Source organism: Vibrio sp. 10N.222.55.C6, from assembly GCF_041473395.1.
GTDB classification, from domain to species: Bacteria; Pseudomonadota; Gammaproteobacteria; order Enterobacterales; family Vibrionaceae; genus Vibrio; species Vibrio crassostreae_C.
In genome coordinates, this window is record NZ_JBFRSD010000002.1 from 65574 (window position 1) to 91772 (window position 26199).

Consider the following 26199-nt stretch of genomic DNA (forward strand, 5'->3'; position numbering starts at 1 on the left):
ACATAAAGCCGCTCAAAAATCGTTTTTTATAACTGTATTTATACGGTTATTGGGCACTAATCACAGTGATCAGTTGGTGGTTTTCACCCGGCCGGAGTGTTTTACCGGCTTCTAGGCTTGGTGCGTGCAGTGTTGATTCAACACACAACATGGTTAGGTAACCGTCGTCTTGCATGTCACCCATACCCGCAGCCCCTTCAGCCCAAGGGTTCCACAGTACTGCTGAATTGTGACCGTGATTTTCAACGGTCAGTGTGCGATCAAATTTTTTGTCAGCAACACAGATTTGCGCTTCTGGCTGAGTGTAAACGCGATCAATCGTGTCGGTCAGTACCAGTTCAGATCCACCTTGGCAGATCTTGCCACCTTGCAGGCTATCAATGTACTCAGCACCCATACCAGTGGTGGTTGTGTTGTGGATATCGCCAACGTTTAGGTAAGTGTGTAGTGCACCAGAGAAAGTCCATGGCTGAGAATCAGTGTTCTTCACGTCCAGCGTTACTTTTAGTTGTTCGCCGATCTCAACATTCAAGCGAGCATCAAACTGATGAGGCCATACTGCTAGCGTCTCTTCGCTTGGCTTCAGACCTAAGCTAACAATCACGCCAGCTTCGCTTTCACGGTGTTCAACCAATTGCCATTCACTTGAACGGGCAAAACCATGTGCTGGTGCTGCAATGCGACCAAACCAAGGCCAACATACTGGAATACCACCACGCAGAGCCGTTTTACCATCGAACTTAGCTTGTTGGCTCATCCAAATTAGGTCTTCTTGACCTTGCGGTTGGAATGACACCACATGGCCGCCAAACAGTGAAATCGCTGCGTTTGCTTTATCGTGGATAACGCGAACCAGTTTTACACCTTCGTGTTCAACGATAGTGACGTTGTCAGAAAGTACCGCCAGTGCAGGTAGAGTAGATAAATCCATTACATGATCCTTCTAAGGAAATTGAATTCAAATGCTGACTAGAGTGATGCTTGTGTTTTCATGAGTAACAAGCAGAGTCAGTATTAGAATTGAATTTTGCGTTTGGGCTATCTTGATGAGCTTAGACAGACGCGGTTTAAAAGATAGCAGGCATTAAAAAGGCGACACTAAGGTCGCCTTTTTCAAAGTCTGCTCAAAACAGCCTTCGCTAATGCTTATCTAAAGCGATTTCTAAAAAGAAATTACTTAGAGATGTGAGCGATTAGGTCTAGAACTTTGTTTGAGTAACCGATTTCGTTGTCGTACCAAGATACAACTTTAACGAATTTGTCAGTTAGAGCAACACCAGCTTTAGCATCGAATACTGAAGTTTGAACTTCACCGATGAAATCTTGTGATACTACTTGGTCTTCAGTGTAACCAAGAACGCCAGCCATTTCGCCTTCAGAAGCTTCTTTCATTGCAGCACAAATTTCTTCGTAAGATGCAGCTTCTTTTAGGTTAACTGTTAGGTCAACTACAGATACGTTAGCAGTTGGTACACGGAAAGCCATACCAGTTAGAAGGCCGTTTAGTTCTGGAAGAACAACGCCTACAGCTTTAGCAGCACCAGTTGAAGATGGGATGATGTTTTGAGAAGCACCACGGCCACCGCGCCAGTCTTTAGCAGAAGGGCCATCTACAGTTTTTTGAGTTGCTGTAGTAGCGTGAACTGTAGTCATAAGACCAGACTCAATGCCCCACTTATCGTTAAGTACTTTAGCGATAGGTGCAAGACAGTTAGTAGTACAAGAAGCGTTAGAAACGATGTCTTGACCAGCGTAAGATGCTTGGTTAACGCCCATTACGAACATTGGAGTTGCATCTTTAGAAGGACCAGTAAGAACTACTTTCTTAGCGCCAGCAGTGATGTGCTTACGTGCAGTCTCGTCAGTTAGGAAAAGACCAGTTGCTTCAGCAACTACGTCTACGTCGATAGCATCCCACTTAAGGTCTTCTGGGTTACGCTCAGCTGTAACACGTACAGTTTTACCGTTAACGATTAGGTTACCGCCTTCAACTTCAACAGTACCGTTGAAACGGCCGTGAGTTGAGTCGTACTTAAGCATGTATGCCATGTACTCTACGTCGATTAGATCGTTAATACCTACTACTTCGATGTCTGCACGCTCTTGAGCTGCGCGGAATACGAAACGGCCGATACGGCCAAAACCGTTAATACCTACTTTGATAGTCATTGTAGTTGCTCCACAACTTAATTTCTGATTAAAGATAACTGGTAGTAAAATTACAGAATCCAGTATACATCTGCAATAGATAATCCGACTTAACTTGTTTAATGTCAAAAAAAAGCGACGCTTTTCTTAACAATTGGGTGTAAGTGATTGAAAATTGACCATTGCAAGTGGCTCTGTACCCTTCCAGTTGGGTAAAATACCCCTAAATGATGATTCACTTATGAGTGTATATGTACAATGTTTCCTGGTGAGAAAGTATGTGCTACAAAACGACTCATATGCAAGCCTTTATAGAAAAAAGTAAATATAATAACTGAGAATGTGGAGAGATATTAACGTGATTCAAAAGGGAGGAAATATGATAAAGCCTGATGAATACTGGCGTGAGCGCCTAACGGACGACGAATTTTCAGTGTGTCGTGAGCGTGGTACTGAAGCCCCATATAGCGGCAAGTTACTGCACAACCATAAGACTGGCGTCTATAGCTGCACATGCTGTGAAAGCCCTTTGTTTCTGTCGGATAACAAATATGACTCTGGGTGTGGTTGGCCAAGCTTTGATGCCCCAGTGAATGATGAAGCAGTACGCTATATAGAAGATCTAAGTCACGGAATGAAGCGTGTAGAGATCCGTTGTACCGCCTGTGATAGCCATTTAGGTCACGTTTTTCCAGATGGCCCGAAGACCACAGGTGAACGGTTCTGTGTTAATTCAGTGTCGTTAATTTTCAACAAAAATGACGAAAGTACGAAATAACTTGTAACTATTGTCTAATCCTTACAGGTCGCATTTGTCGATTTAGGAATGCTGAAACGCCCAAGATTTCAGATTTAACTCTAGTACAAATAAAAACAGCTACCAAAAAGGTAGCTGTTTTTATTTGAAAGCAGGTGAATAAGAAGCTTAAGTAAGAACACTATAAATGAAGCGATCAGTAACTCGGGACGATTGAAGGGCTGTAAATTCCATCCTCAATCGCTTCGACGATGTTATCTGCGTCTTTATTTAGCTTCTTATAGGTTGCCTTGTCGAAATGGTACAACACCGTGAGCTCGGCTTCAGAAGCAATCGGCACGTCAAAGTCTTTGGCAACCATTGCCCAAACGTACGCTTTTTCCATATGTCCCAGGCTGTGGTTGATACTGGCCATCGACTTGAAGATTTCAGTGTTGGCTACCGAGCCATTAGAAAGCGTTAGCGCATTATTGAGTAGCTTAAGTGTCTTTATATGATTGCGGGTGGTATAGAAGGTTGCCAAGGCATATTGCATCTCAGCTGTGTTTAACGCTTCAGAGCCTTCTAGTTGTAGGAAACTGCGTCTGGCATTGGTGTCCCCAGTTTGCGACCACAAGAAGTAAAGCGTTTCCGGTGTATCAGATTTCGATAGCTCATCAACAATGCGCTCAGACTCTTCGATACTGTGCATTAAAGAGGTAAAGCGACGCTCTTGCAGCTTAGATTGATCGATCGTTTCGATCTGTGCCGCGAGCTCTAGGCACTTTTTGTAGGCAGTGACTAATTCGAATTCTTTAATTTTGTTGATTTCGGTGGGTTGCTTCTGAACTTCAAATCGATGCCAGATGAGGTCGGTACGTGCGACACGACATTGCCCATCGTTCATGTTCAATTGTTCACACTGAAGACCCGGATTGCTTTGGCACAGTTGATCGGTATTTTTGTTCCCTTCAAGACACCCAACCAGAGTGAAAGGCAATAGGCTAATCGCCAACCATTTCATAATTTTCATATTCCTTCACTTGTGATCAGATGCACTTATTATCGGTCAGGTTCTTGACTCAATTCTGTTACGGGTTATTTTCTGGTGAAAATTGTTAAAACTAAGGCTTTACCATGGATGCAGAACAACTTCTTAGCGCAATGACACCCGAGGTCTACGAACGTTTAACCTACGCAGTTGAAACGGGTAAATGGCCAGAAGGTACGGCGCTCTCAAAAGAACAGCGCGACTCGTGTATGCAAGCGGTTATGTTATACCAATCTAAACATAACTCTGAAGCTCAACATATGACAATTGCAGCTGGTGGTGAGATTAGCTTTAAATCTAAGTCTGAACTAAAGAAACAGTTTAAGTCAGATCAAGAAGACATTGTTAGGGTTAACCCGAATCATTAAGCTTAAATTACAACAAAGGGGTGGCAATGTGCCACCCCTTTTAGTTTAACTCGTTTATTTATAAGCAATAAAACGATTTAGTTCACGTTAAGCCGCCGTTACTTTCATAGAATAATTGGGTTTAACGTGAATCCTTGAACCGGTTATAAGCTCATCTCACCGCGCAACACTTGTTGCATCTGAGTCTTCACTTCTTCGTAGCCTAGGTTTTGGCTTAATAGATAATGCAATTTCGCCAGTGCCGCTTCTGGTGTCATATCGTAACCACTGACAACGCCCGCTTCTGCTAGTGCACAACCTGTCGCGTAACCACCCATGTTGACTTTACCAGCCAAACATTGAGTTAGGTTCACAACAATCACACCGCGCTCTGAGGCATCTTTCAGGTGCTGAAGCAGTTCTGGGTTTTGTGGTGCGTTACCCACACCAAAAGTAAGCAGAATCATCGCGTTAACAGGTTGTAATAGCGTGTTACGGATAACTTCGTGTGAGATGCCTGGGTACATTGTGATTACGCCGATAGGTTGCGGAGTAATGTTATGAACCTTGAAAGCACCTTCAGGTTGTTCGTTTACCTTTACGTTATTGCTAAGTTGGATATTGATACCCGCTTCTAGCAAAGGATTCAGGTTTGGAGACGTAAACGCATTGAAGCCATCTGCGTGTGATTTTGTGCTGCGGTTACCACGCATCAACTTGTTGTTGAAGAACAGTGTCACTTCGTTGATTGGGTAGTTTGCTGCAATGTGTAGCGCATTCAGCAGATTTGCTTGTCCGTCTGAACGAAGCTCTGCTAATGGGATCTGAGAGCCCGTAACAATCACAGGTTTGCCGAGGTTTTCAAGCATGAAAGACAGTGCAGAAGCAGTGTAAGCCATAGTGTCTGTACCATGCAGGATAACGAAACCATCGTACTTATCGTAATTCGCGCGAATGTCATCAGCGATAGTCTGCCAATCAAGTGGCGTCATATCTGAAGAGTCCATTAATGGAGAGTATTCGTGAATGGTGTACTCAGGCATCTCTGGGCGATGGAATTCAGGCATGCCAGCTAGCTGCTTATCCATGAAACCTGCGACTGGAACATAGCCGTGGTCAATAGACTTCTGCATGCCAATTGTGCCGCCGGTGTACGCGATATAGATGTGTTTTCTTTCCATGGCGATTAATACTTAGTGTGATGTAGGGAACAGGGGGGCGATTATAGCGAATTATCATGCAATAAAAAGAGGCACCTCACACAGAGGTACCCCTTAGTCATTGAGTTATTGGCTCAACTTATTGAACTTGGCAATTTAAGCAGAAAGCGTATCGGCCTTGTGGGTCGTTAAAGCTGCCTAACAGCTGGCTATCTTGAGCTAACTGCTGAGTAACAGGCTGTAAACTGCTTGGTATCATCGATTGAATATCTAGGCCTATCGACATCTGAACTTGGTTCATAAATTCTTGAATAAATTGTTCAGTGGCCGAAAGTGGCTCTTCTACCCAGTAGATGTTGTAGCTTTCAAGCTCTGCAAGTGAAGCCGCAGCTGCAACCGCATCATCGAAATCACCAATCTCATCGACTAAGCCTTTCTGAATCGCATCTTGACCTGTCCAAACTCGACCTTGAGCAATCTTGTCGACAGCATCGACTTCCAGACCGCGATTTTCTCCAACTAGGCTGATGAATCGGCGGTATCCGTTTTCAATGCCCATTTGGAACGCGTCTTTCGCGCCATCGCTAAGTCCAGTTGTAATACCAAGACCTGAGAAAGGTGAGGTGCCAACGCCATCAGTGTAAACACCAATATCGTTCAACCCTTTTTCGAAGGTGGTGATAACACTGAAGATACCAATTGAACCCGTTAGTGTGGTTGGCTGAGCTAGGATCTTATCCGCACCCATCGAGATCCAGTAACCACCAGAAGCGGCAAGGCTAGACATTGACACAACTACAGGCTTACCCGCTTGCTTAATCGCTTCTATTTCATTGCGAATAACTTCTGAAGCAAAGGCGCTGCCGCCAGGGCTATCCACTCTAAGAACAACGGCTTTAACTTTGTCATCGTTACGAGCTTGGCGAAGTAGAGCCGCGGTTGTATCGCCACCCACGGTGCCACGTGGCTGTTTGCCATCCATAATAGCGCCGCTAGCAACAATCACAGCTACATCGTGTGATTCACTGCTCATGTCTGGAAGCATGGTTGCACGGTACTCGTAGTAGCCAAGTGCGTTGTAACTGTCTTGACCATCACTGCCGAAAGCATCGGCAAGCTCTAGTCGAACTTGCTGGCGTGTCGCTAGCTCATCCACTAAGCCAAGTTTCTCAGCCAGTTTTGCAATGTCACCGTCCACCGACTCCAGTTCTTTCAAGAAGGTGTCCATGCTTGGATTCAGTGTTTTAGCATCGATCTGGCGGTTGTTACTGACGTCATCAACGTACGCACCCCATAGTTGGCTTAACCAACGAGAAGCGGACTCTTTCGCTGCGTCTGACATGTCATCACGAATGAAAGGCTCAATAGCTGACTTATAAGTGCCCACACGGAACACGTGCGTGTTTACGTCTAGTTTCTCTAACAACGTTTTGTAGTAAAGCGAGTAAGCGCTATAGCCTTTAAGAAGAACCCCACCATCTGGTGATAGGAAGACCTTAGTTGCGTAGCTGGCTAGGTAGTATTGGCTTTGGTTGTAAAAGTCACCCACCGCATAAATCGGTTTGCCTGTTGCTTTGAACTCATTCAATGCTTTAGCAATGTAGCGTAGCTTGGTCAGGTTGGTTTCTGGCAGCTCTTTGAGAGCTAAAACGATACCAGTAACCTTGTCATCGTCTTTTGCGTAGCGAATCGTTTCAACGATATCAAACAGGATGTTCTCTTTTGGAAGGTCTTTGCCAAGTAGTGAGCCTGTGACCGAATCCATCGGATTGATATAGCGGCTTTGTTCCACAATAGGGCCAGACAGATTAAGCACTAAAGCCGAATCCTGAGGAACCGTCGGTTGAGCCGTATCTGAATGGAAGTACACAAAGTAGATGATGGCGATACTGAGTAAAAAGACTAGGTTAACCAGCGCAAGACGTACAAACGTAATGAGCTTCCAAATCCCTTTAAAGAACATGCCTATAAATTTGAATATTTTTTTCATTCTGTCTCCGCAGTGAGATTACGTCGCTTTAACAAGCCGTAGTACCATTAATCTCAATAATATGAACTGCTTAGTATCCTACGATAATTCCCAAGCTCAAACTACACCAAGAATTGTTAATCGATATATATTCTCATTAAGTGTAGTCAAATTAAGGGCTTCTGAACGATTAATACGTGCAGCATTATGATCGGTGTTACAAAAATGTAAACGGTTGTTTGAACTTTTGGTAATTGAACTATACTGTGGTCAGACCACAAGGATAAAATAATAGAAGTGATGTCTGCCATGTACCCACATTTACTTGAACCACTCGATCTTGGATTTACCCAGTTACGTAACCGTGTATTGATGGGATCAATGCATACAGGTTTAGAAGAAAATAAAGAAGGTCTCCACAAACTCGCCGCGTTTTATGAAGAGCGAGCAAAAGGAGGCGTTGGCCTTATTGTTACCGGTGGTTTCTCTCCTAATTTACGTGGCAGATTAACCCCATTTAGTGCTGAATTCAGTAAAGTGAAGCATGCAAAAGCTCACCAAGTTGTTACCGAGGCCGTGCACAAGCATGGCGGTAAGATTGCCCTTCAGTTGCTGCATGCTGGCCGCTATGCCATGCACCCATTCGCGCAAAGTGCTTCGGGTATTAAAGCGCCAATCGCTAAGTTCGCACCGAGTGAGATGAGCCCTCGTCAGATCAAAAAGACCATTGGTGCCTTTGCCAACAGTGCCGAACTCGCCCAAGTCGCGGGTTACGACGGCATTGAGATTATGGGATCGGAAGGTTACTTGATTAACCAATTCATCTGTAAACGTACCAATATGCGTTACGACGAATGGGGCGGTTCTTATGAGAAGCGCATGCGTTTCCCGCTGGAGATTGTTAAATCGATTCGCGAAGCAGTGGGTGACGACTTCATTATTATTTTCCGACTGTCGATGCTGGATTTGGTTGAGCAAGGCAGCACCTTTGAAGATGTTGTTCTATTGGCTCAAAAGCTGGAAGAAGCAGGCGTGACTATTATCAATACCGGCATCGGTTGGCATGAAGCGCGTGTTCCGACTATCGCGACACAAGTACCACGTGGTGCATTCTCTTGGGTGACGGAAAAAGTGAAACCATACGTGTCGATCCCAGTGGTGACATGTAACCGAATTAATACGCCAGAAGAGGCCGAACGTATTCTTAGCTCTGGGCAGGCTGATATGGTGTCTATGGCGCGTCCATTCTTGGCAGACCCGGATTTTGTTAATAAAGCAGCTCAAGACCAAGCTCAGTTCATCAATACCTGTATCGGTTGTAACCAAGCTTGCCTTGATAACGTGTTTAAAGGTAAACGTGCGAGCTGTTTGGTGAACCCACGCGCTTGTTACGAGACTGAAATTGTTGTTCAGCCAGCGCAAGCGACTAAGACCATTGCGGTTGTCGGCGCAGGCCCAGCCGGTTTAGCCTGTGCAACGACTTTAGCTCAGCGTGGGCATAAGGTTGACTTGATTGAGAAAAATGACCGTATCGGCGGTCAGTTTAGATTGGCAATGCAGATTCCGGGTAAAGAAGAATTCAGAGAAACGATTCGCTACTTTGCTAACCAAATCGACGCATCAGGCGTGAACCTGAAACTGGATACTGAGGCAACGTTTGAGATGTTGTTGAAGTACGATGAAGTCGTCATGGCGGCTGGCGTAGAGCCAAGAAAGCTCGATATTGAGGGCATTGACCAAGAAAACGTGGTCGATTACCAAACCTTGATTCGTGAAAAGACACCAGTAGGCGAAAAGGTCGCGATTGTTGGTGCTGGTGGTATTGGTGTCGATGTGGCAACCATGCTGACAGAACCGACTTCACACAGCCTAGACGATTGGCTGCATGAGTGGGGCATCGATAAGAATATGGAACACCCAGGCGGACTTTACCCTTACCCTGATTCATTCAGCGATAAAACGGTGTGGGTGATGCAGCGTAAAGCGGGTCGTGTTGGTAAAGGTCCGGGCAAAACTACAGGCTGGATTCACAAACGCACACTAGAAAAACGCGGTGTTAATCTACTGGGTGGCGTGAGCTACAACAAGATTGATGACCAAGGTCTGCATATCAGCGTTGGTAAGAAAGAGCAGGTGCTGGATGCTGACTCGGTTATCGTATGTGCAGGTCAGGTGTCAGTTCGTCCATTCGAAGACATGTGGCAAGAGTTTGGTGGCAAACTGCATGTGATAGGCGGCGCCGATTATGCCGGTGAGTTAGATGCGGTACGCGCTATCCGTCAAGGTGTTGAGCTAGCGATTAAGTTATAGAATCAGCTATCAAACTGTAATCTTATCAGTAGATATTGTTACTTAATTTGCTGAGTTAGATTTTGAACAAGGCTCCTAAGTCATAGATTTAGGAGCCTTTATTGTTTCTAATCTAGCCTAAATGGACAGCCGTTGAGATTTATTATCGTTTGTATTCTGTGCTAAAGTTCAAGTATACAAATAATAAAGAAATAGTAAGGACTTCAAATGGATGCTTTGGATCTATTGCTCAACAGACGCTCAATCGCAAAACTCTCTGATCCGGCACCTGAAGGTGTGGCGTTAGAAAACATCATCAAAGCAGGGCTGCGTGCTCCAGACCACGGTGCACTAACACCATGGCGCTTTGTTATCGCGCAAGGTTCAGGCCTACAAAAGCTTTCAGACATCTTGGTGCGCGCCGCTGAAGCGGATGACAGCGAAGAAGCGGTTATCGAGAAAGTAAAAAAAGCGCCGTTCCGAGCTCCGATGGTGATTACTGTGATTGCCAAAGTAACTGAGCACGAGAAAGTGCCTGCTATCGAACAACATCTGTCTGCGGGTTGTGCTGCACAGGCGATGCAAATGGCCGCAGTCGCACAAGGTTTCCAAGGCTTTTGGCGCTCAGGTAAATGGATGTTCCACCCAGAAGTACACCAAGCATTTGGCCTAGAAGGCGACGATGAAATTGTTGGCTTCCTATACCTAGGCACTCCAGGCTGTACACCAATGAAAGTGCCAGAGCGCGACTTCTCTAAGTTCGTTGAGTTTTTATAAAGAAAGCTGAAGCTTGAATAGTGGAATGCTAACTGTATAAACAACCAGTTTTTCTTGATTTATTAGAGCCACATTAGATAATGTGGCTCTAATTGTTTGTAGCATCTGGAAAAACATGTCTCGCCTTATTATTGCTGAAAAACCAAGCCTCGGCCGCGCGATCGCCGCTGCACTACCTAATCCACAAAAGAAAGACCAAGGGTTTATCAAATGTGGCAATGGGGATGTGGTGACTTGGTGTATTGGACACTTATTGGAGCAGGTTGAGCCGGATGCTTATGACGACCGTTATAAGAAGTGGAATTTAGCCGATCTTCCTATCGTGCCGGAGCAATGGCAGCTAAGACCGCGTAAGACTTCAAGCAAACAGCTCACGGTGATCCGAAAGCTATTGAAGGACGCCACTCAAATTGTTCACGCCGGAGACCCGGATAGAGAAGGGCAGTTGCTGGTTGATGAAGTGATTGATTACTGCAAAGTCTCTAAGGCTAAGAAAGAGTCGATGGACAGGCTACTGATCAGCGACTTGAACTTACCTGCCGTAAAACGTGCACTTTCTCAAATGCGCAGCAACCGTGACTTTATTCCGCTTTCTATTTCCGCATTAGCGCGCTCTAGAGCCGATTGGCTGTATGGCATGAACATGACTCGTGCTTATACCTTACTCGGTCAAAAGGCTGGCTACCAAGGTGTGTTGTCGGTCGGGCGAGTACAAACGCCTGTACTTGGTTTGGTGGTAAGGCGCGATGAAGAGATCGAAAACTTTATTCCGAAAGATTACTTCACTTTGCACGCTTTGATCCCTTATCAAAATCACGGCCAGAGCTTTGATATTCGTGCGCGTTGGAAGCCAAGCGAAGCATGTAAACCATGGCAAGATGAAGAAGGGCGCGTGCTCAATCGAAAGCTGGTTGAGAATGTGGCTAACCGAATTGCGAATCAACCCGCGACGGTGACGGAATCAGAGCAAAAGCAAAGTAAACAAGCTGCGCCACTGCCTTACTCGCTGTCAGCCTTGCAGATTGATGCGTCTAAGCGTTTTGGTATGAGTGCTCAACAGGTGTTAGATACGTGTCAGTCATTGTACGAGAAACACAAACTCATCACTTACCCACGTTCTGATAGCCGCTATCTACCTATAGAGCACTACTCGCAGCGAGAATCGATCGTTGATGCTATCGCTAACAATGCGAAAGAGCTGCAAAGTGGCGCTCAAGGTGCGGACCTTTCTCTTAAATCAAAAGCATGGAACGACAGTAAGGTCGATGCTCACCACGCGATTATTCCTACTCCGAAGAAGTCATCGGTGAACGGCCTGTCTGCCAACGAGATGAAAATCTATCAGCAAATCGCTCGTCAGTATCTAATGCAGTTTTACCCACCTGCGGTTTTTGCTGATGCTAAGCTGGTCTTTGATATCGCTGGTGGCGTGTTCATCGCAAAAGGGCGTCAGCTTATCAACCCGGGTTGGAAGGTGTTGATGGGCAAAACGGATACCGAAGAAAAAGGGGATGGCACGGATACGGTTCCTCCATTGGATAAAGGTACGGTGTTGACGTGCCGTGAAGGCGTGATTGGTGATAAGAAAACTGAGCCACCAAAACACTTCACGGAAGCGACATTGCTTCAAGCGATGACAGGTATCGCGCGTTTTGTTGCGAACAAAGATCTCAAAGCCATTTTGAAAGAAACCGATGGCCTTGGCACAGAAGCAACCCGTGCGGGTATTCTAGATACTCTATTCAAAAGGCAGCTGCTAACGCGCCAAGGTAAGAGTATTCACAGTAGCCCTGCGGGCAGAGGCTTGATTCATGCCTTACCTGAGGATTCTACCTTCCCAGACATGACGGCACATTGGGAGCACCAGCTGCAAGGCATGGCAGAACGAAATCAAGCGTATCAGCCTTTCATGCAAGCGTTAGAAAGCAAGATTGATGGTTTAATGGGTAAAGTAAAAACGGGAGAAGTTCCTGAATCACTCCGCCACCTTCCTAAAGTCGAGAGACCTGCCTTCAAACGCCGTAAAGGCGGTGGGGCGAAGAAGTCTTACGCCAAGACAGGTACGTATGCTAAGAAAGGTACTTCCGCTAAAAAGAGCACTAAAAGCTAAGACTTATTGAGGTTAGGATTAGCGACCGACTTTACGGCCACAACGTTTAAACAGTTGCTGCCAATAGTCAACATGGCGACGAGTGGATGATCGAAAGGCTTGATGTGCATCTTGGATGGGAAAGTAATAACTGTGCAGTTCAGGTTGCGCGTCAAACATTCCTAGTTGCGGGGCTATGTGCTGATAGTAGCCATCCAGTTGCGCCATGTAAGGCTGAACCTTACCTATGTATTGTTGCTCGAACACATTGTTGAGATAGCGGAACTTAGTGGTGTCTCGTTGTTTACCACAGATGATCTTGTCATCAAAAGTTGTCAGCTGTTTGGTGATGGTATCAAGCTCAACTGACGCCCGAGCGAGCGAGTAGTATAAATCCCCAAGGGTCGAACTCTTCTCTAATACTTCTTGAACCTCAGTGGTTTTGCCGGAAACGAGCGGAACGTTTAACGCTTGATTGATATGTTGTAAGGCATCAACGGTTTGTCTTACCTGATCGCCTATATCAGCGCGTAACCACTGACTACCCCGCATTTGTGACTGCATAGCATCGCTGGCATAGATGAGGTTCCATTGATGCAGTGGAAACTGTGCGAGTTTCTGTTGCTCAATTTCTCTTAGTAATTCTACGATCTCTGGGTCTAATTCATTACTGGATAAACATTTGCCCACGCCTTCAAGTAGCGCGACTTGATAATCGTAATTACGAAACTCATCCGCGACCTTGCCCAGAACCGAATTTCTTTCTGCAATCAGATTGAACAATCCACACTGACGAAGCTGGTAGCTGTCGATGAGGCCGATAGAGAGTGAGGGCACGTCAAGCAGCAGTTCTCGTTTTCTCGGTAGGCTTTCAAATTCCCATTCCTCTATTATCTCGTCAGCATCTTGTACTCTGGCTATCTTTGTTTGATAGTCGTCGAACAAGTCGCCGGGGCCATCACTGAAACAGCCAGCTAGCATCACTGTTAGACAAAACAGCGTTGAGTGCTTAACTAGGTTTGAGAGATGCCCTGCATTCATCTGTGGATTACCAGTCAATTTCGCTGCCATCGAAATTGAAGAAGTGACCACTCACTTCGGTATTCGCTGACTCGATGACTTCAATCAGGCCGGAAGCTGAAGTGTCGGTGTCGATCAGAGCATTAGGGCCACCCATTTCAGTCTGCACCCAACCTGGATGCAGTGCTAACACCGTAAAGCCATCATCGGTTAAGTCGTTGCTTAGGCTCTTCACCACGGAGTTTAGAGCGGCTTTAGAGGAGCGATAGATGTAACCGCCGCCTGAGGTGTTCTCTGACATACTGCCGACTCTAGAGGATAAACAAGCGACCTTTTTGATATCGCTGTCTTTGAGTAAAGGCAATAGCGTTTCGACAAGCTTTAGTGGAGCGATGGTGTTGACTTCGAATACACGACGCCACTCTTCAACATCGGTATTACCCAGCCCGTAGCCTTTAGGGCCATAGTAGCCAGCGTTGTTGATCAAGATATCAATCGACTCTATTTGCGAAGGGAGTTGGCTTACTGCTTGGTAATCGGTTATCTCTAATTGAATACAGGTAAGGTTGGTGTTGTGGTCTGCGAGTGAGAGCAGTTCTTTTGCTGAATTGTCATCACGATAAGTCGCGTACACCTTGTGATTACTTTCCAAGTATTGTCGAGTCAGGCTTAAGCCAATGCCGCGGTTCGCTCCAGTAATAAAAATAACGCTCATGGTGATTCCTTTTCAGTTCAATTAGTTAAGTTTGATGGCTTAACACGAGAAAATCAACGCTCCACCAACTGGCCATTAGCATTCCTACAAAAATCATTACTGCTGCCGCTGAGCCGCAGATCACCCCAAAGATGAGTATTACGTTTTTCATTATGGTCTCTACTTTATAATTAATAACAATGATAACCATTATCATTAATTAAGGTTGTCGCCAAGTTTGAGGCTGTTATGATTTTGAGAAAGATACGCAATTAGCCTGATTATGATTCCTTTAATTTACCACCCAATCTATTCACAGTTACCTTTACCAGAAGGTCATCGCTACCCAATCAACAAATATCAGTTGTTGCATAGTGCTGTTGAGGCGCTGATGAATAGCGAACCTCGATGGAAGTGCAAGTTTGAAGTGTGCCAACCAACGCCGGTTTCGGTTGAGCAAGTAAAACAGGTACATGATAGCGAATATGTTGATTTGCTCGTGTCTGGTAAGTTACCTGCAGCAAAGATGAGACGTATCGGTTTCCCGTGGAGCGAGCAACTTATCGAAAGAACACTCTACTCAAGTGGTGGAACCTGCTTGGCCGCTGAAATGGCAATAGAGACTGGTTTAGCGATTCATTTGAGTGGTGGTTATCATCATGCGCATCATGATTTTGGCAGTGGCTTTTGTTTGTTGAACGATTTGGTTTTAGCGGCAAAACACGCGCTGACCTTTGAACATATCGATAAAGTGCTGATCGTTGATAGCGACGTTCATCATGGTGATGGCACAGCAACTCTTTGCCAAGACAACGACGACATCATTACTCTGTCGTTCCACTGCGATAAAAACTTCCCTGCACGAAAGCCGCTATCCGATTTAGATGTGCCATTAAGTCGTGAAACAAAAGATGAAGAGTTCCTACGTTGTTTTGAACAAGTCACTAAGTTAGCGATTGCTCACCATCAACCTGATCTGATTATTTATGATGCGGGGATAGATATTCATCAAGACGATGAACTGGGTTATTTGAATGTCTCGACACAAGGGATATTTGAGCGCGACTGTTTCATGATTGAATTAGCGAAATCAGAGTCTATTCCGATGGCTTGCGTAGTCGGTGGCGGGTACCGCACTAAACACCAAGATCTGGTGCCGATTCACATGCAGCTGTTAAAAGCGGCCTATCATGTTCACGGTTAACCTCTCAAATTAGCGGCTGATAGTTCATTGAAATGATGGTGTGAAATAAGCGCCTTTTGCACCATAAAAGACACGCTTGCACCATTGTGACTCATATAAAGTACTTTTTTATTAATTAGTTACGTATTTGTGTGGTTAATTGTGGTCTGTAAATTGCTTGACCCATGTGTCTATAAAAACACAAGGGATAAAATGAACCTGACGGACAAGGAACGTAGTTGGCTTAATTGGTTTGGCGCAACAGGAAAACTGGCTATGCGCAGAGCTTGTTTCCTCAATCGAAGTAGGACGGAGGAGCTTGAACAAGCTTTTGAAAGTATTGCTCACACGCGAGTTCAACTTCTGCATAACTGGGTCAAGAATCAATGGGACTTTTTAGAAGACTCTGCTGTTTATTTGGCAAGTCGAACGGAAGAGCAAGCACAGGGGACGTTATCTAGCCTTCTTAAACGCAGTACGGATTTTTCTGAGTTGGCGATCGTCGATGCTAAGGGGATAGCACAAGCATCGAGTTATCATGAGCATGTAGGGGTTAACCTTGGAGACAAGAAGGCTTTAGTTGAAGGGGCTTCAAAGCGTTATCTGCATGGGCCGTATATGGATCAGCGCACGTTGAACGTAGGGGCTTCGAGTTCATCGTTTCATGACCAAGTAACGCTGATGTTTTATGTCCCCTTTTCTCGGGATGAAGGGGCGCCGCAATTCCTATGTGGTCGTGTTCCAAATGATGTTATTGGTGACATTATTCAAAGAGAAGCGGGGCATATTTATAGCGAGTCGGGTGATAACTATATCTTTATGGTCGACTCCATTCATGATCCTCATACTCAGCCGGGTGTTGCGCTCTCTCGTTCTCGCTTTGAAGATAATACCTTTTCACACGGCGAGAACTTAAAGCAAGGGATTCATACTGATTGGGGAACGGTTAAGATCCAGCACCACACCGAATTTGAGATTCGCTTTACAGACCCAGCCACTAATCAGCTTCACCCAGGCGTAAGAGAAACCATTAAAAATGGCAATAACTTGTTTATTGGTTATCCGGGGTATTCTGACTATCGCCACATACCCGTTATTGGCAAAGGTATCACTTTTCAATTGGATGGTTCACCAGATACCTTTGGCATGATGTGTGAGTCCGATTTAGAAGAGGTCTACAGAGACCGAAGTCTAAGTTATACCTTATCTAAGCACTTTATCAGCTGCATGCTACTGCCTCTATTTGTTCCATTACTGTTTGCCAACCTTTATACACTCACACCTTTTATGCAGAGTGGCATTATGTTCGCTTGCGCGTTGCTTTCATTGGGCTTATTCCGTTTAGTTAGCGCCAAACCACTAGCGAAGAAGATTCATGAAATGACCGGGGTAATGCAGACCTTAGCTGAAGGTGATGGCAACTTAAGTCGGAGACTTGATCCCACCACATTCAGTCATAATGAACTTGGCAACTTAGGGCGCTGGACTAACAGTTTTATCGACAATTTAGATAACACGGTGAGTGAGTTGATCCATGCGAGTCACGAAGTTAGAGAGGTTTCGGAATCGATGTTTCGTCGCAGTGTCGTGATGAAGCAAACCAGTGATGATGCATCACAAGCGTTAAGCAATATGCTTCAGTTGAGTCAGTATCAACAGAGCGAAATTACTCATGCGAGTGTCTCAGCAACGCAAATGGACACGGTGATGAAACAAGCCGTCCTGAGCGCAGAGAAGGAGTACAATCAGTCCGTCGAAGGCATGGAGATTGTTCGCAATATCGTAGAAAGCTCGGCGCATAGCGTGAATGAGGTGAATAATGAAATGACTAAGGTGTCTGACATTATAGATATCATTACTGACATTACCGCGCAGACTAACCTTTTGGCCTTGAATGCGGCCATTGAGTCGGCAAGAGCAGGTGAACACGGGAGAGGGTTCTCTGTCGTCGCTTCTGAAGTAAGAACTCTGGCTGACCGAACTTCACAAGCTGCTAACCATATTAGTGACCTAATGAAAGAGCTGCATAGTAAGTCTCGCAGTGCTGTTGAGTCCATGGAGCGAGGTGTCGAGAATGTGAGTAAAGGAAACTTAACAGTCGACTCAAATGCTCGCAGTGAGCAAATTCAATCAGCGGTGAGTGACCTCTTTACCACGATGTCTAACTTAGATGAAAACAGTCAGAAAAATGGACAAACGGCAGATAAAGCCCAACGTTCAATATCTGACTTACAACTGTCTACTAAGCAACTCGCACGTCGAGTGTCCTTGATGGGCAATGCATTGAGCCGTTTAGACCAATTGATTGGGCGTTTTGAAGTGAGCCGAAAGGTGGCGTAGTGGAAAATACGTAAGTTCTTTACGCAAACGCCAGATACAAAAAAGCCGCTGATTTCTCAGCGGCTTTCTTTAATGTGGTGGAGGGATAGGGATTTGAACCCTAGAACCGCTATTAACGGTTGCCGGTTTTCAAGACCGGTGCTTTCGACCACTCAGCCATCCCTCCAATGGCACGTATAATATAAGGGTGGCTTTCGCTTGTAAATACCCTTATTAACTGACTGCTTTTTTTATGAACGCTTTTTGGTATTTTTGTTCTGAATGATTATTTATTGTTCGGTTTATTAAGAAGCCGACAAAATCTAATATTCAATAAGCCAAGTATTCCCAACTTTTGTTATACGTGAAGTGTTTCTGTGCTATTAAAAAAGAAAGTATCTAATTGGCTTGCAGGTAAAGTTATGAGGGGAGTGGCTTAGGCGCATGAACTTTTAGTTTAGAACGGTGAGATCGGAATTTGAAACTAGGTATAAAGTGAATGGGTTTGAAACTGGGACTGTAGAGAGTTTTGTTAGATGAGCTTTATATTTTAAAAAGCTTCAGATGCAAAAAAGCCGCTGATTTCTCAGCGGCTTTCTTTAAAGTGGTGGAGGGATAGGGATTTGAACCCTAGAACCGCTATTAACGGTTGCCGGTTTTCAAGACCGGTGCTTTCGACCACTCAGCCATCCCTCCAGTGGCGTGAATAATATAAGGGGTGGAGGATCTTGTAAACCCTTAATTTTCATAATTTTGTTTTGTTGCTTGTTTTCTAATCATTCACGGCAATAAAAAAGGGAAGCCATTGGCTTCCCTTTGCTGTTTGCTGATTATTTAGTCATTTTTTGTGTAGAAACGCTGTAGCTCTGTCAGGCCTTGCATCAACACAGGTAAGCGAGGGCTTACGTTTTTCAGGCGCTTGTAATTTTGGTCGTACAATTTGTAGTTACCAAATTTATCCAACACCGTTGTTTGCTGGTCAGTAACAAGAGCAAGTTCACGAGAGTCGCCCGCGAGAATCCACTTTCTGTTACGTTCATTAAACAGGCTGCGACCACTACTGAAATCTGTTGGGTTCGAAGATACACCCAATAGCTCTTGCATCAGTGTTACTGACACGTCTAGATGACTAGAACGGTGGGTGTATTCAGAAGCAGACTTGCCAGGCCAGCTGATAAACAGTGGTACTTGTAACTGATAACGACTGTAGTTGGAGTTTGCACCCCAGCTGTTGGTTTTGGTTTCGTTAAACTCAGTACCGTGGTTAGAGGTAATGATAACCACCGTGTTATCGGCAAGCTCTAAGCGTTCCAGTTCAGCGTAGATAGTTGCTAGCTGAGCATCGGCCGCTGTCGCCGACTTTTGATAGTCTGCTGCAAAACGCTCTGCTGTCGTTAGCGTAGAGTCCGACTCTGAACTTGAATCGTAGCTGGCGAAGTTATCCAGTGTGGTTAATTCAATAAAGTTAAACCAAGGGCGTTTAGCTTGCGGTGATTGAATCCAGTTAGACCAAGCTTTTATGGCACTCTGGTCATCATAAGTTGCTTGCTCTGGCATCACATCACGGCCTCGGAAGATAATATCCGAGTAAAGTGCATCGCTAAAGTTGTCGCCACTGAAAGCAGCGAACTTGTAATCGTGATTCTCTAAAACATCGAGCAATACTGCGCTTGACCCCTGAGCTTCAATGCTGCTTGCGTAGCTGCTCGGTAGGCCGTAGAACAAGCCAAAAATACCGAACATATCGTTACTTGAACTGTAGTGGTTGGTGAAGTTGATCGACTGTTGCGCGTAGGCATAGCTGTTTGGCATCGCCGTCGCATTAAGTGCGTCAGAGCGAAGGTTGTTCACACTCACCATCAGGATATTAAGATCATCACTGCGGCGGTTGTATTGAATTTTTTCTAGCGGGTAGCTAACTAGGTTTACGTTCTCTTTGTTCGCTTCTAAACGCTCAAGGTACTCTTCACGGTCTAATAGGCCATGTTTTTCCATAAAGCTTTTCGCTGTCATTGGATAAGACAGTGGGAAGTTCGCTTTCTGGCTAGTAATTGGGTTATAGAAGTACGCATCAGCCCACATGTAGGTCAAGTGGCTGCTGATGAAACACAAGAAGAAGACGGCAGTAATCGGACGGCCAATGTGTTTATGAGACAGTTTACGCTGCTTACGCCAAACCCACTCAGACAGACCAAGCTGTAGTAAGAAGATAAATGGCATAACAATGAAGAGGTGCTGCAAATCAGACGTGAATGCAGATTCCTCTCCACTGAATAAAACCTCCCACACGACAGGCGTCAGGTGGAGGTTTATATTTTGATACGTTTGGGTATCAATCAGTAGGACAGTTAAACCTATGGTCGCGAAGATAACGGCAACCAAACGTAATAACTTCCTCGACGGAAGAATAAAAGTGAGCGGGAACAGCACTAATAGATAGAGCGCGAACACTAAAAAACCAAAATGACCAACCCACGATGCAGCCAAATAGAATTGGCCTAGCAAGGTTTCTGGCCAAGCAGATTGAGTAATATAACGAGTACCAATCAACATCGCAGCAATGATGTTGAAAAATGCAAACCAGTGACCCCAACCAACCAGTCGAGATACACGATCGCTATATGAGTTTGCGCTGTCTACCATTTATAATTCTTTTATCCGTCAATCAAATTTAGTGAGACTTTTTATCTTCAAGAGAAGAAATTAAAGCCTCGGCAAATTTTTCAGCAATTCCTTTGCGTTGTGAAGCAGCAACATTCTGATTTAAGACATTGGTTGCGATATTTCCAGCGATCATCAGTGAAAGTTCTGGCGAAGCTTTGTGCTTAGTTAGTACAGCACCTACTTCAGCTAGGATTTTTTCAACTTGATCATCTGTGTATTTAGATATAATCGGCATAAGGACTCTAATAATGATAGTAAAAGCGGCTTATGATAACCTACTATGCACGACAACTGAAACCTGAACGGTAATATTTTCACTATGAGCCTTCACCTTTCCAACGTAATTTTACACCAGCTGAGCAAGAACGATCAGGATGAGCTGATTGTTAACTATCGTGCTGAATCTCTAGAAAACGATGCTTCATCTGAAAGCCTAGTTGCTGAACTTCACCGTGTTTTTAATTCAAAAGCAGGCAAAGGGTTTGGTTCTTTCAAATCTGACAGCGAATTCCAGCAGTGGTTGCATCAACTTCGTGCTGGTGAGACAAACTTTTACGATTTTTCTCAAAAGAGTGCGCAACGTCTAAAAGACGAACTATCAAAGTACCCATTCGCTGACGAAGGTATCTTGGTAATGGCTGAATATCAGTCACTTGCAACAGATTACCTTTTCATTGGTTTATTGCCTTCAAACCAAAGCCTAAAGGTAACTGAAGGGCTTGATATTAGTGCGACTGACTACCTTGATATCTCAAAAATGGATATCGCGGCTCGTCTAGACCTTTCAACTTATGAGACTGATAAAGAGTCAAACCGTTACTTAACTTACATTAAAGGACGTGTTGGCCGTAAAGTCGCGGATTTCTTCTTAGATTTCTTACAAGCTGAAGTCGGTTTGGATGCGAAACAGCAGAACCAAGTACTGATGCAAGCGGTAGAAGACTTCGTTTCTGACTCTAAATTAGAGAAAGAAGAAGCGATCAGCTACAAAAAGCAGGTTGCGGATTACTGTAACGAGCAGCTTAAAGCGGGCGATGAAGTACAAGTTCGTGAACTTTCTGGTGAGTTGCCAGCAAGCACAGATGGCACAAGCTTCTTTGACTATACTAGTGAGCAAGGCTACGAGTTAGAAGACAGCTTCCCAGCCGATCGCGCAACTATGCGTAAACTAACAAAATTTGTTGGTGCTGGTGGCGGTTTGAATGTTAGTTTTGATAGTCTGCTTCTAGGCGAACGTATCTTTTACGATCCGGAGACAGACACGCTAACGATTAAAGGCACTCCACCGAACTTACGTGACCAACTGACTCGCAATAAGTCATAGTCCGAAGTTAACGGATAAAAGCGGCAGCAGGACGTTGTCGCTTATTTTGTGCTTAATCTTTTAGCTACGGTCATGGCTTCAAGTTAACACGCACAAGGAATATAGATGGAACAATCAGTAGCAAAGCCCAAACGCTTTAAAAAACCAGCCACCTTTTTGGTTGTGCTCTTGGCTCTGTGGTTACTTCCTTCATTGGCTCTTCTTAATCTAAGCCGTTCCTACACCAATTCTCTAGCTCAAATCGAAGAGCTCGGTATTCGAGTCAACGAATTGAGGCAATCGCTTTATTTCTCAGAACCGCTTCGAGTCTCTCGTATCAATGATCTCGCACTCGATGCTCAGTTGGTTTATTCGATCCGACTGCAGATTGAATCTGATTTCCAACACGCCTTGTTTCGTCCTGATGTCAACCAACTGTTGTACGTAGCTGATCAGTTCCTAGAAAAGTTCGATGAGTTCATTCCAATAGAAAGCCAAGTTCAAGACATCGTTGATAACATTAAGATCTTGCGTGCTGATAAAGAGCTTTCCCCTCAGCTAAAACCGCTCCTCAACGAATTCGGTGTTGTGGTATTTGAAGCCATGTATTCTGAAAATCAAAGTTCGTCAGCGACTTATCGCGCCTTTGATTCCATTCTAGAAAAATCTTATTCCTTAGAAAACGAAGAACAAGATGCACTCCAACAACTACTGGCTGATGCGTCAGCATTGTTGAGTGATTACGCTCAGCTTAACTATTTGGTTGATAAGATTAAGAAAAACTCAGTAAATGAACAGATCATAAAACTCGAAGCTGAGTTCCATGATCGTCAATTCAACCTATTGTTGGTGATGCTAGGCTTAAGCTTGGTGGCGATGAGCGGGATAGTGTTTTGGGGCGTTAGGTCCACAAAAACGATGAAAGAAGCAGACCAAGAACTCAGCTCTGAACTAGAAATTAATTCAAGTAAGGAAGACGCTTCTTGTAGCGATGTTGTTTCCTCAGCAGTGAAACAAGCAGATAGTGACGCTTATGTATCCGAGAACAGGCCAACGCGCCAGTCTTCCGCCTCTCAACCTATGCAGAGCGTTAACGTTACAAGCCAACCCGTTGTACAAGACTCTATTCAGCAAGCCTCTGAGCAGGCACCAGTAGTCGAGAAACACGTTGCCAGTGTCACAGATTCAAAGCCTGCGATTGATATTGAAGACATGTTAGAAACGCTCGATGGTGACGCTGAGTCTGTCGAACTCTTGCTTGGTGTGTTTGTACAAGACCACGCAGGTGACTACGAGAAGTTTAAGTCTTTGCTGACCAAAGATGAAACCACCGCTGCTCGCATTGTACATAGCTTAAAAGGTGTGGCTGGCAGTATTAAAGCGTCTCGATTAGCCATCATTGCCGCAAGTATTGAAATGACAATGAAGCAGTCCAGAGCGATCAGTGAACATGATTTAGCTGAATTAGAGAAGGCCATAAAAGCCTCTGTGGATTCTGCTCATGAATATTTAGACAGTCAGCGTTAACTTTTACAGGATTTTTGACAATACTCTGACGAAGCGCTCATACAATCCGCGCCCTTAGTCTTTGTCAGAGGTTTATATGTTACGAGTTTCGAGTCGAAGTTGGATGGTGTTGGTGCTTAGCATTGTGCTAAGTGGTTGTTCTCTCTTAGAAGTTAAGTTAGATAGTCAAACGACGCCTCTCACTCAACAAGAGTTAAATGCTCGGATCATGACGCGTGAATACGCCAAGATGTTCTTTACACGAGTAGAAGACTCAGCCGATCTCATCGCGCAATCTTACCCTGCTGATGACACCTTACATCAATCTTATGTGTTGCTTTGGAAGATCCATGCAGAGCAGGGTTTACAACAAGCGGCTTACCAAACTTCCCCTATGTCTGCGTTAATTGACTCGTGGGTTTTCACTGCTCAAATGAATCAGTTTTATAGCCAAGGCGACGGCGCGGATCTGTTCGTGACGGATAATGCAGTAGAGACAGCTCGTTTTCTTGATCAAGAAGCCGAGAAGCTGGCAAAGGGTGTATTGAGCTCCAGTGATTTCAAAAACAGCAAAGCGTTCGTTGCGCAGTTTGCTGCTAGCCACCCATTTAAAGACCTCACATTCAGAAGCACACCTGCTTACCGTGAATGGCTAAGTTACCTTGGTAAAGACGAATCGCAAATCGTTCAGAGCTTAGGCACCATGCCAGAAGCCATGAGTGACGCATCTGATCGTTTAAGCCTTATGGCTGACCAGACACCGAAACTGATGTCGTGGAAGGCGGAGCTGGTTGCATTAAATAGCTCACTAACGGGTGAAGACCTATCGATGACGCTGGAAAGCCTTCGTCAAACATCAGAAAGCATGCAAGACTTCATTGAGAACAACCCGGAGTACATGCAAACACTGGCTTCTATTATGTCGACAGAAATGCAGCCTCTACTCAACGATCTTAGCGACAAGACAGACCAAAAATTAGCAATGCTCACTGAAGAGCGTGTGGCATTAGAAAAAATGGTGACACGTGAGAGAGAAGCTCTGGTAGAGATGATTGCGAAAGAGCGCATCGAGATTGCCGGCATTGTGACTTCAGAAAGAGAACTGTTCACGCAAGACCTTGATCGTGTCTCTCAAGAGGTGGTGGTACTGGCGATTGATAAACTGATGGAGTTAATCAAAGGTGTGATTATTTACTTCATCTTGTTTATCTTAGTGGTGTTCTTTGCACCGTTAGGCATCGGTTACTGGTTGGGTAAACGAACCGCCAAGAAATAGATAAATAAGTAAATCAGCAGATCAAAAAAAGAGCGCTCTAGGGCGCTCTTTTTGCATTTATCCATTAACGTTTTGAGTTACGTTCGAAAGCGTTAGCTCCTGAACTTAAGCTTGTTGCTTGTTTAACTCGGTCGCTTCTTCAGCTTCAAACGCCGGTGCTGTTGGTTCACATTTATCAACGAACCAACCCATGTAAGACGTCACAATAGTCACGATGATACAAATGAAGCTTAACCACATGAAGGGCGCGTAAGACAGCGTCGCAACACCAAGAATACTCGCCATGTAGATACCGTTATCACTCCACGGAACCATACCCGATGTTAGCGTGCCACCAAACTCAGCATTACGAGATAGGTTCTTACGCTTGTAGCCTAAACGGTCGTAGTTTTTCGCACAGATTTTTGGCGTAAGGATTAACGATACGTACATTGCAGAACCGAACACGTTACCCATGAAAGCCGTACCAATTGTGCTCGTCGCTAGTGAGCCTGCGCTGTTTACGCGGCGCTCAAACACCTTAGCGATTGTCTCTAGTACGCCCACTTTATCCAGTAAGCCACCGAAACCTAGACCAAATACGATAACCGCAACTGAACCTAGCATTGAAGACATGCCGCCACGGTTAAGAATCGAATCAATAAACTCTACGCCAGATGAGATTGAGAACGGTGCCCAAGCAGTGTTGAATGCCGTTAGGAAGTCGATATCTTGGATCATGACTGCCCAGATAATACCCAGCAGAGAACCAAAACTGATGACCGGGAATGAAGGCATACGGAAAGCCAACAGACCAAGCACGATAAGTACCGGAACGAATGAGTAAGGCGTGATGTAGAATTGAACTTCCATTGCTTTGATTACAGAGTCTACTTGGCTCATGTCAACGTTGCCCGCGTAGTGGAAACCAAACGCAGTAAACATGATGCCTGTAATCACGTAGCTGATTAACGCAACTGGAAGCATGCCCTTGATGTGTTCAACCACTTCAACACCAGACATTGAAGAAGCCAGAATCACTGAATCAGAAAGAGGAGACATCTTGTCACCGAAGTAACAGCCTGACAGCACGGCACCTGCAGTAATCGGTGCTGGAACACCTAGGCCTTGGCCGATACCCATCATCGCGATACCTGCTGTACCCGCAGCACCCCAAGAAGTACCGGTCGCCAATGCAGTTAGAGAACAGATGATCATGGTCGCTAAAAGGAAGATAGAAGGGTGGATAGCTTTCAGACCATAGTAAATGATAGTAGGTACGATCCCGCCTGAGATCCAAGTACCAACAAGAGCGCCAACGGCTAAAAGTATTAAAACCGCGCCTAAGCCATTGGATATTCCTTTGAGTGCTGCTTTTTCTAAGTCTTTGTATTGGTGTCCAAGACGAATACCAAGAACCATGATAATGAACCAGCCAATATACAAGGCAAGTTGAATTGGAAGGTCAAGCTTTGCAGTAAAGGAAAAAGCAAGGGATAGAAATAGTCCTAACGCGATGAATACCTGCAATAGGTTCGGTAGGCGAGTTTTACTCTGCTTCATAAAAGCCTCTTGTGATTTCGAGCATTTATAGTGCTTCGTTATAGTGTGTGGTGCAAAACGGACACTACAGTAATTAGTTTATTATATCGAAAAAATACGCCCAAGTTGTGATATTTGACTGTTAAC

The 26199-nt window shown here is 44.8% G+C and carries 20 protein-coding genes and 2 tRNA genes; 10 read left to right on the forward strand and 12 right to left on the reverse strand.

The genetic code is table 11. The features are described from left to right. Window positions 1–46: 46 nt before the first annotated feature. Together AB4486_RS02070 and gap are read right to left on the reverse strand one after the other, a co-directional pair. On the reverse strand, window positions 47–931 hold the full coding sequence (locus AB4486_RS02070; protein WP_372116377.1) for a D-hexose-6-phosphate mutarotase: 885 nt from the start codon (window positions 929–931) through the stop codon (window positions 47–49). Window positions 932–1173: 242 nt separating this feature from the next. Next, window positions 1174–2169, reverse strand: a complete 996-nt coding sequence (gene gap, locus AB4486_RS02075; protein WP_017059382.1) for a type I glyceraldehyde-3-phosphate dehydrogenase — start codon at window positions 2167–2169, stop codon at window positions 1174–1176. 319 nt (window positions 2170–2488) lie between these two features. Between gap and msrB the strand changes: the two genes are divergently transcribed. Beyond that, entirely contained in the window at window positions 2489–2926 is a 438-nt protein-coding gene (msrB, locus tag AB4486_RS02080; RefSeq protein WP_080582205.1) for a peptide-methionine (R)-S-oxide reductase MsrB, read from the forward strand. 175 nt (window positions 2927–3101) lie between these two features. Here msrB and AB4486_RS02085 read toward each other — a convergent pair whose 3' ends face one another. Next, window positions 3102–3908, reverse strand: a complete 807-nt coding sequence (locus tag AB4486_RS02085) for a DUF2989 domain-containing protein (protein ID WP_017059380.1) — start codon at window positions 3906–3908, stop codon at window positions 3102–3104. A 113-nt stretch (window positions 3909–4021) separates the two neighbouring features. Between AB4486_RS02085 and AB4486_RS02090 the strand changes: the two genes are divergently transcribed. Continuing rightward, window positions 4022–4303, forward strand: a complete 282-nt coding sequence (locus AB4486_RS02090) for a YeaC family protein (RefSeq protein ID WP_010437067.1) — start codon at window positions 4022–4024, stop codon at window positions 4301–4303. 143 nt (window positions 4304–4446) lie between these two features. Here AB4486_RS02090 and ansA read toward each other — a convergent pair whose 3' ends face one another. Continuing rightward, window positions 4447–5463 (reverse strand): asparaginase, encoded by a 1017-nt coding sequence (gene ansA, locus AB4486_RS02095; RefSeq protein WP_048611533.1) that lies wholly within the window; start codon window positions 5461–5463, stop codon window positions 4447–4449. A gap of 118 nt (window positions 5464–5581) precedes the next feature. Further along, window positions 5582–7432: a signal peptide peptidase SppA gene (gene sppA / locus AB4486_RS02100; RefSeq protein ID WP_372116379.1), complete on the reverse strand. Its 1851-nt coding sequence runs from the start codon at window positions 7430–7432 to the stop codon at window positions 5582–5584. Window positions 7433–7711: 279 nt separating this feature from the next. On the opposite strand from sppA, the gene AB4486_RS02105 reads away from it, so the two are divergent. The 3 genes from AB4486_RS02105 to AB4486_RS02115 all read left to right on the forward strand — a co-directional run bounded on the left by AB4486_RS02105 (window position 7712) and on the right by AB4486_RS02115 (window position 12587). Beyond that, a complete protein-coding gene (locus tag AB4486_RS02105) occupies window positions 7712–9721 on the forward strand; it encodes an NADPH-dependent 2,4-dienoyl-CoA reductase (protein ID WP_017070327.1) in 2010 nt (669 codons plus the stop codon). A 207-nt stretch (window positions 9722–9928) separates the two neighbouring features. After that, window positions 9929–10477 carry an NAD(P)H nitroreductase gene (locus AB4486_RS02110; protein ID WP_017059376.1) on the forward strand — a complete coding sequence of 183 codons (549 nt, stop codon included), beginning with the start codon at window positions 9929–9931 and terminating at the stop codon, window positions 10475–10477. Between the two features lie 115 nt (window positions 10478–10592). After that, entirely contained in the window at window positions 10593–12587 is a 1995-nt protein-coding gene (locus AB4486_RS02115) for a DNA topoisomerase III (protein WP_372116381.1), read from the forward strand. 18 nt (window positions 12588–12605) lie between these two features. Here the strand turns inward: AB4486_RS02115 and AB4486_RS02120 are convergent, their stop codons facing one another. Further along, a complete protein-coding gene (locus AB4486_RS02120; RefSeq protein ID WP_372116382.1) occupies window positions 12606–13637 on the reverse strand; it encodes a DUF3080 domain-containing protein in 1032 nt (343 codons plus the stop codon). Beyond that, entirely contained in the window at window positions 13615–14301 is a 687-nt protein-coding gene (locus AB4486_RS02125) for an SDR family oxidoreductase (protein ID WP_017059372.1), read from the reverse strand. The genes AB4486_RS02120 and AB4486_RS02125 overlap by 23 nt, the downstream gene beginning before the upstream one ends. Before the next feature lie 262 nt (window positions 14302–14563). Here AB4486_RS02125 and AB4486_RS02130 point away from each other — a divergent pair, with 262 nt between their 5' ends. Together AB4486_RS02130 and AB4486_RS02135 are read left to right on the forward strand one after the other, a co-directional pair. Then, on the forward strand, window positions 14564–15484 hold the full coding sequence (locus AB4486_RS02130) for a histone deacetylase (RefSeq protein ID WP_372116384.1): 921 nt from the start codon (window positions 14564–14566) through the stop codon (window positions 15482–15484). Between the two features lie 192 nt (window positions 15485–15676). Further along, complete coding sequence (locus AB4486_RS02135) at window positions 15677–17803, forward strand: methyl-accepting chemotaxis protein (protein WP_108111419.1); 2127 nt, start codon at window positions 15677–15679, stop codon at window positions 17801–17803. 75 nt (window positions 17804–17878) lie between these two features. Here AB4486_RS02135 and AB4486_RS02140 read toward each other — a convergent pair. From AB4486_RS02140 to AB4486_RS02155, 4 genes are all read right to left on the reverse strand, one after another. After that, window positions 17879–17969: transfer RNA gene (locus AB4486_RS02140), tRNA-Ser, on the reverse strand. 418 nt (window positions 17970–18387) lie between these two features. Continuing rightward, a tRNA-Ser gene (locus AB4486_RS02145) sits at window positions 18388–18478 on the reverse strand. Between the two features lie 138 nt (window positions 18479–18616). Next, a complete protein-coding gene (locus AB4486_RS02150) occupies window positions 18617–20425 on the reverse strand; it encodes a DUF3413 domain-containing protein (RefSeq protein ID WP_017063450.1) in 1809 nt (602 codons plus the stop codon). Between the two features lie 28 nt (window positions 20426–20453). Next, window positions 20454–20681, reverse strand: coding sequence for a YejL family protein (locus AB4486_RS02155; RefSeq protein ID WP_004734063.1), 228 nt, complete (start codon window positions 20679–20681; stop codon window positions 20454–20456). Window positions 20682–20765: 84 nt separating this feature from the next. On the opposite strand from AB4486_RS02155, the gene yejK reads away from it, so the two are divergent. The 3 genes from yejK (at window position 20766) to AB4486_RS02170 (ending at window position 24531) form a co-directional block, all read left to right on the forward strand. Further along, window positions 20766–21770, forward strand: coding sequence for a nucleoid-associated protein YejK (yejK, locus tag AB4486_RS02160; protein ID WP_017061190.1), 1005 nt, complete (start codon window positions 20766–20768; stop codon window positions 21768–21770). 105 nt (window positions 21771–21875) lie between these two features. Continuing rightward, on the forward strand, window positions 21876–23276 hold the full coding sequence (locus AB4486_RS02165; RefSeq protein ID WP_372116385.1) for an Hpt domain-containing protein: 1401 nt from the start codon (window positions 21876–21878) through the stop codon (window positions 23274–23276). Between the two features lie 76 nt (window positions 23277–23352). Further along, window positions 23353–24531 (forward strand): chemotaxis protein, encoded by a 1179-nt coding sequence (locus AB4486_RS02170; protein WP_229647114.1) that lies wholly within the window; start codon window positions 23353–23355, stop codon window positions 24529–24531. Window positions 24532–24636: 105 nt separating this feature from the next. Here the strand turns inward: AB4486_RS02170 and nhaC are convergent, their stop codons facing one another. Further along, window positions 24637–26073, reverse strand: coding sequence for a Na+/H+ antiporter NhaC (gene nhaC / locus AB4486_RS02175; RefSeq protein ID WP_050620900.1), 1437 nt, complete (start codon window positions 26071–26073; stop codon window positions 24637–24639). Between the last annotated feature and the right edge of the window lie 126 nt (window positions 26074–26199).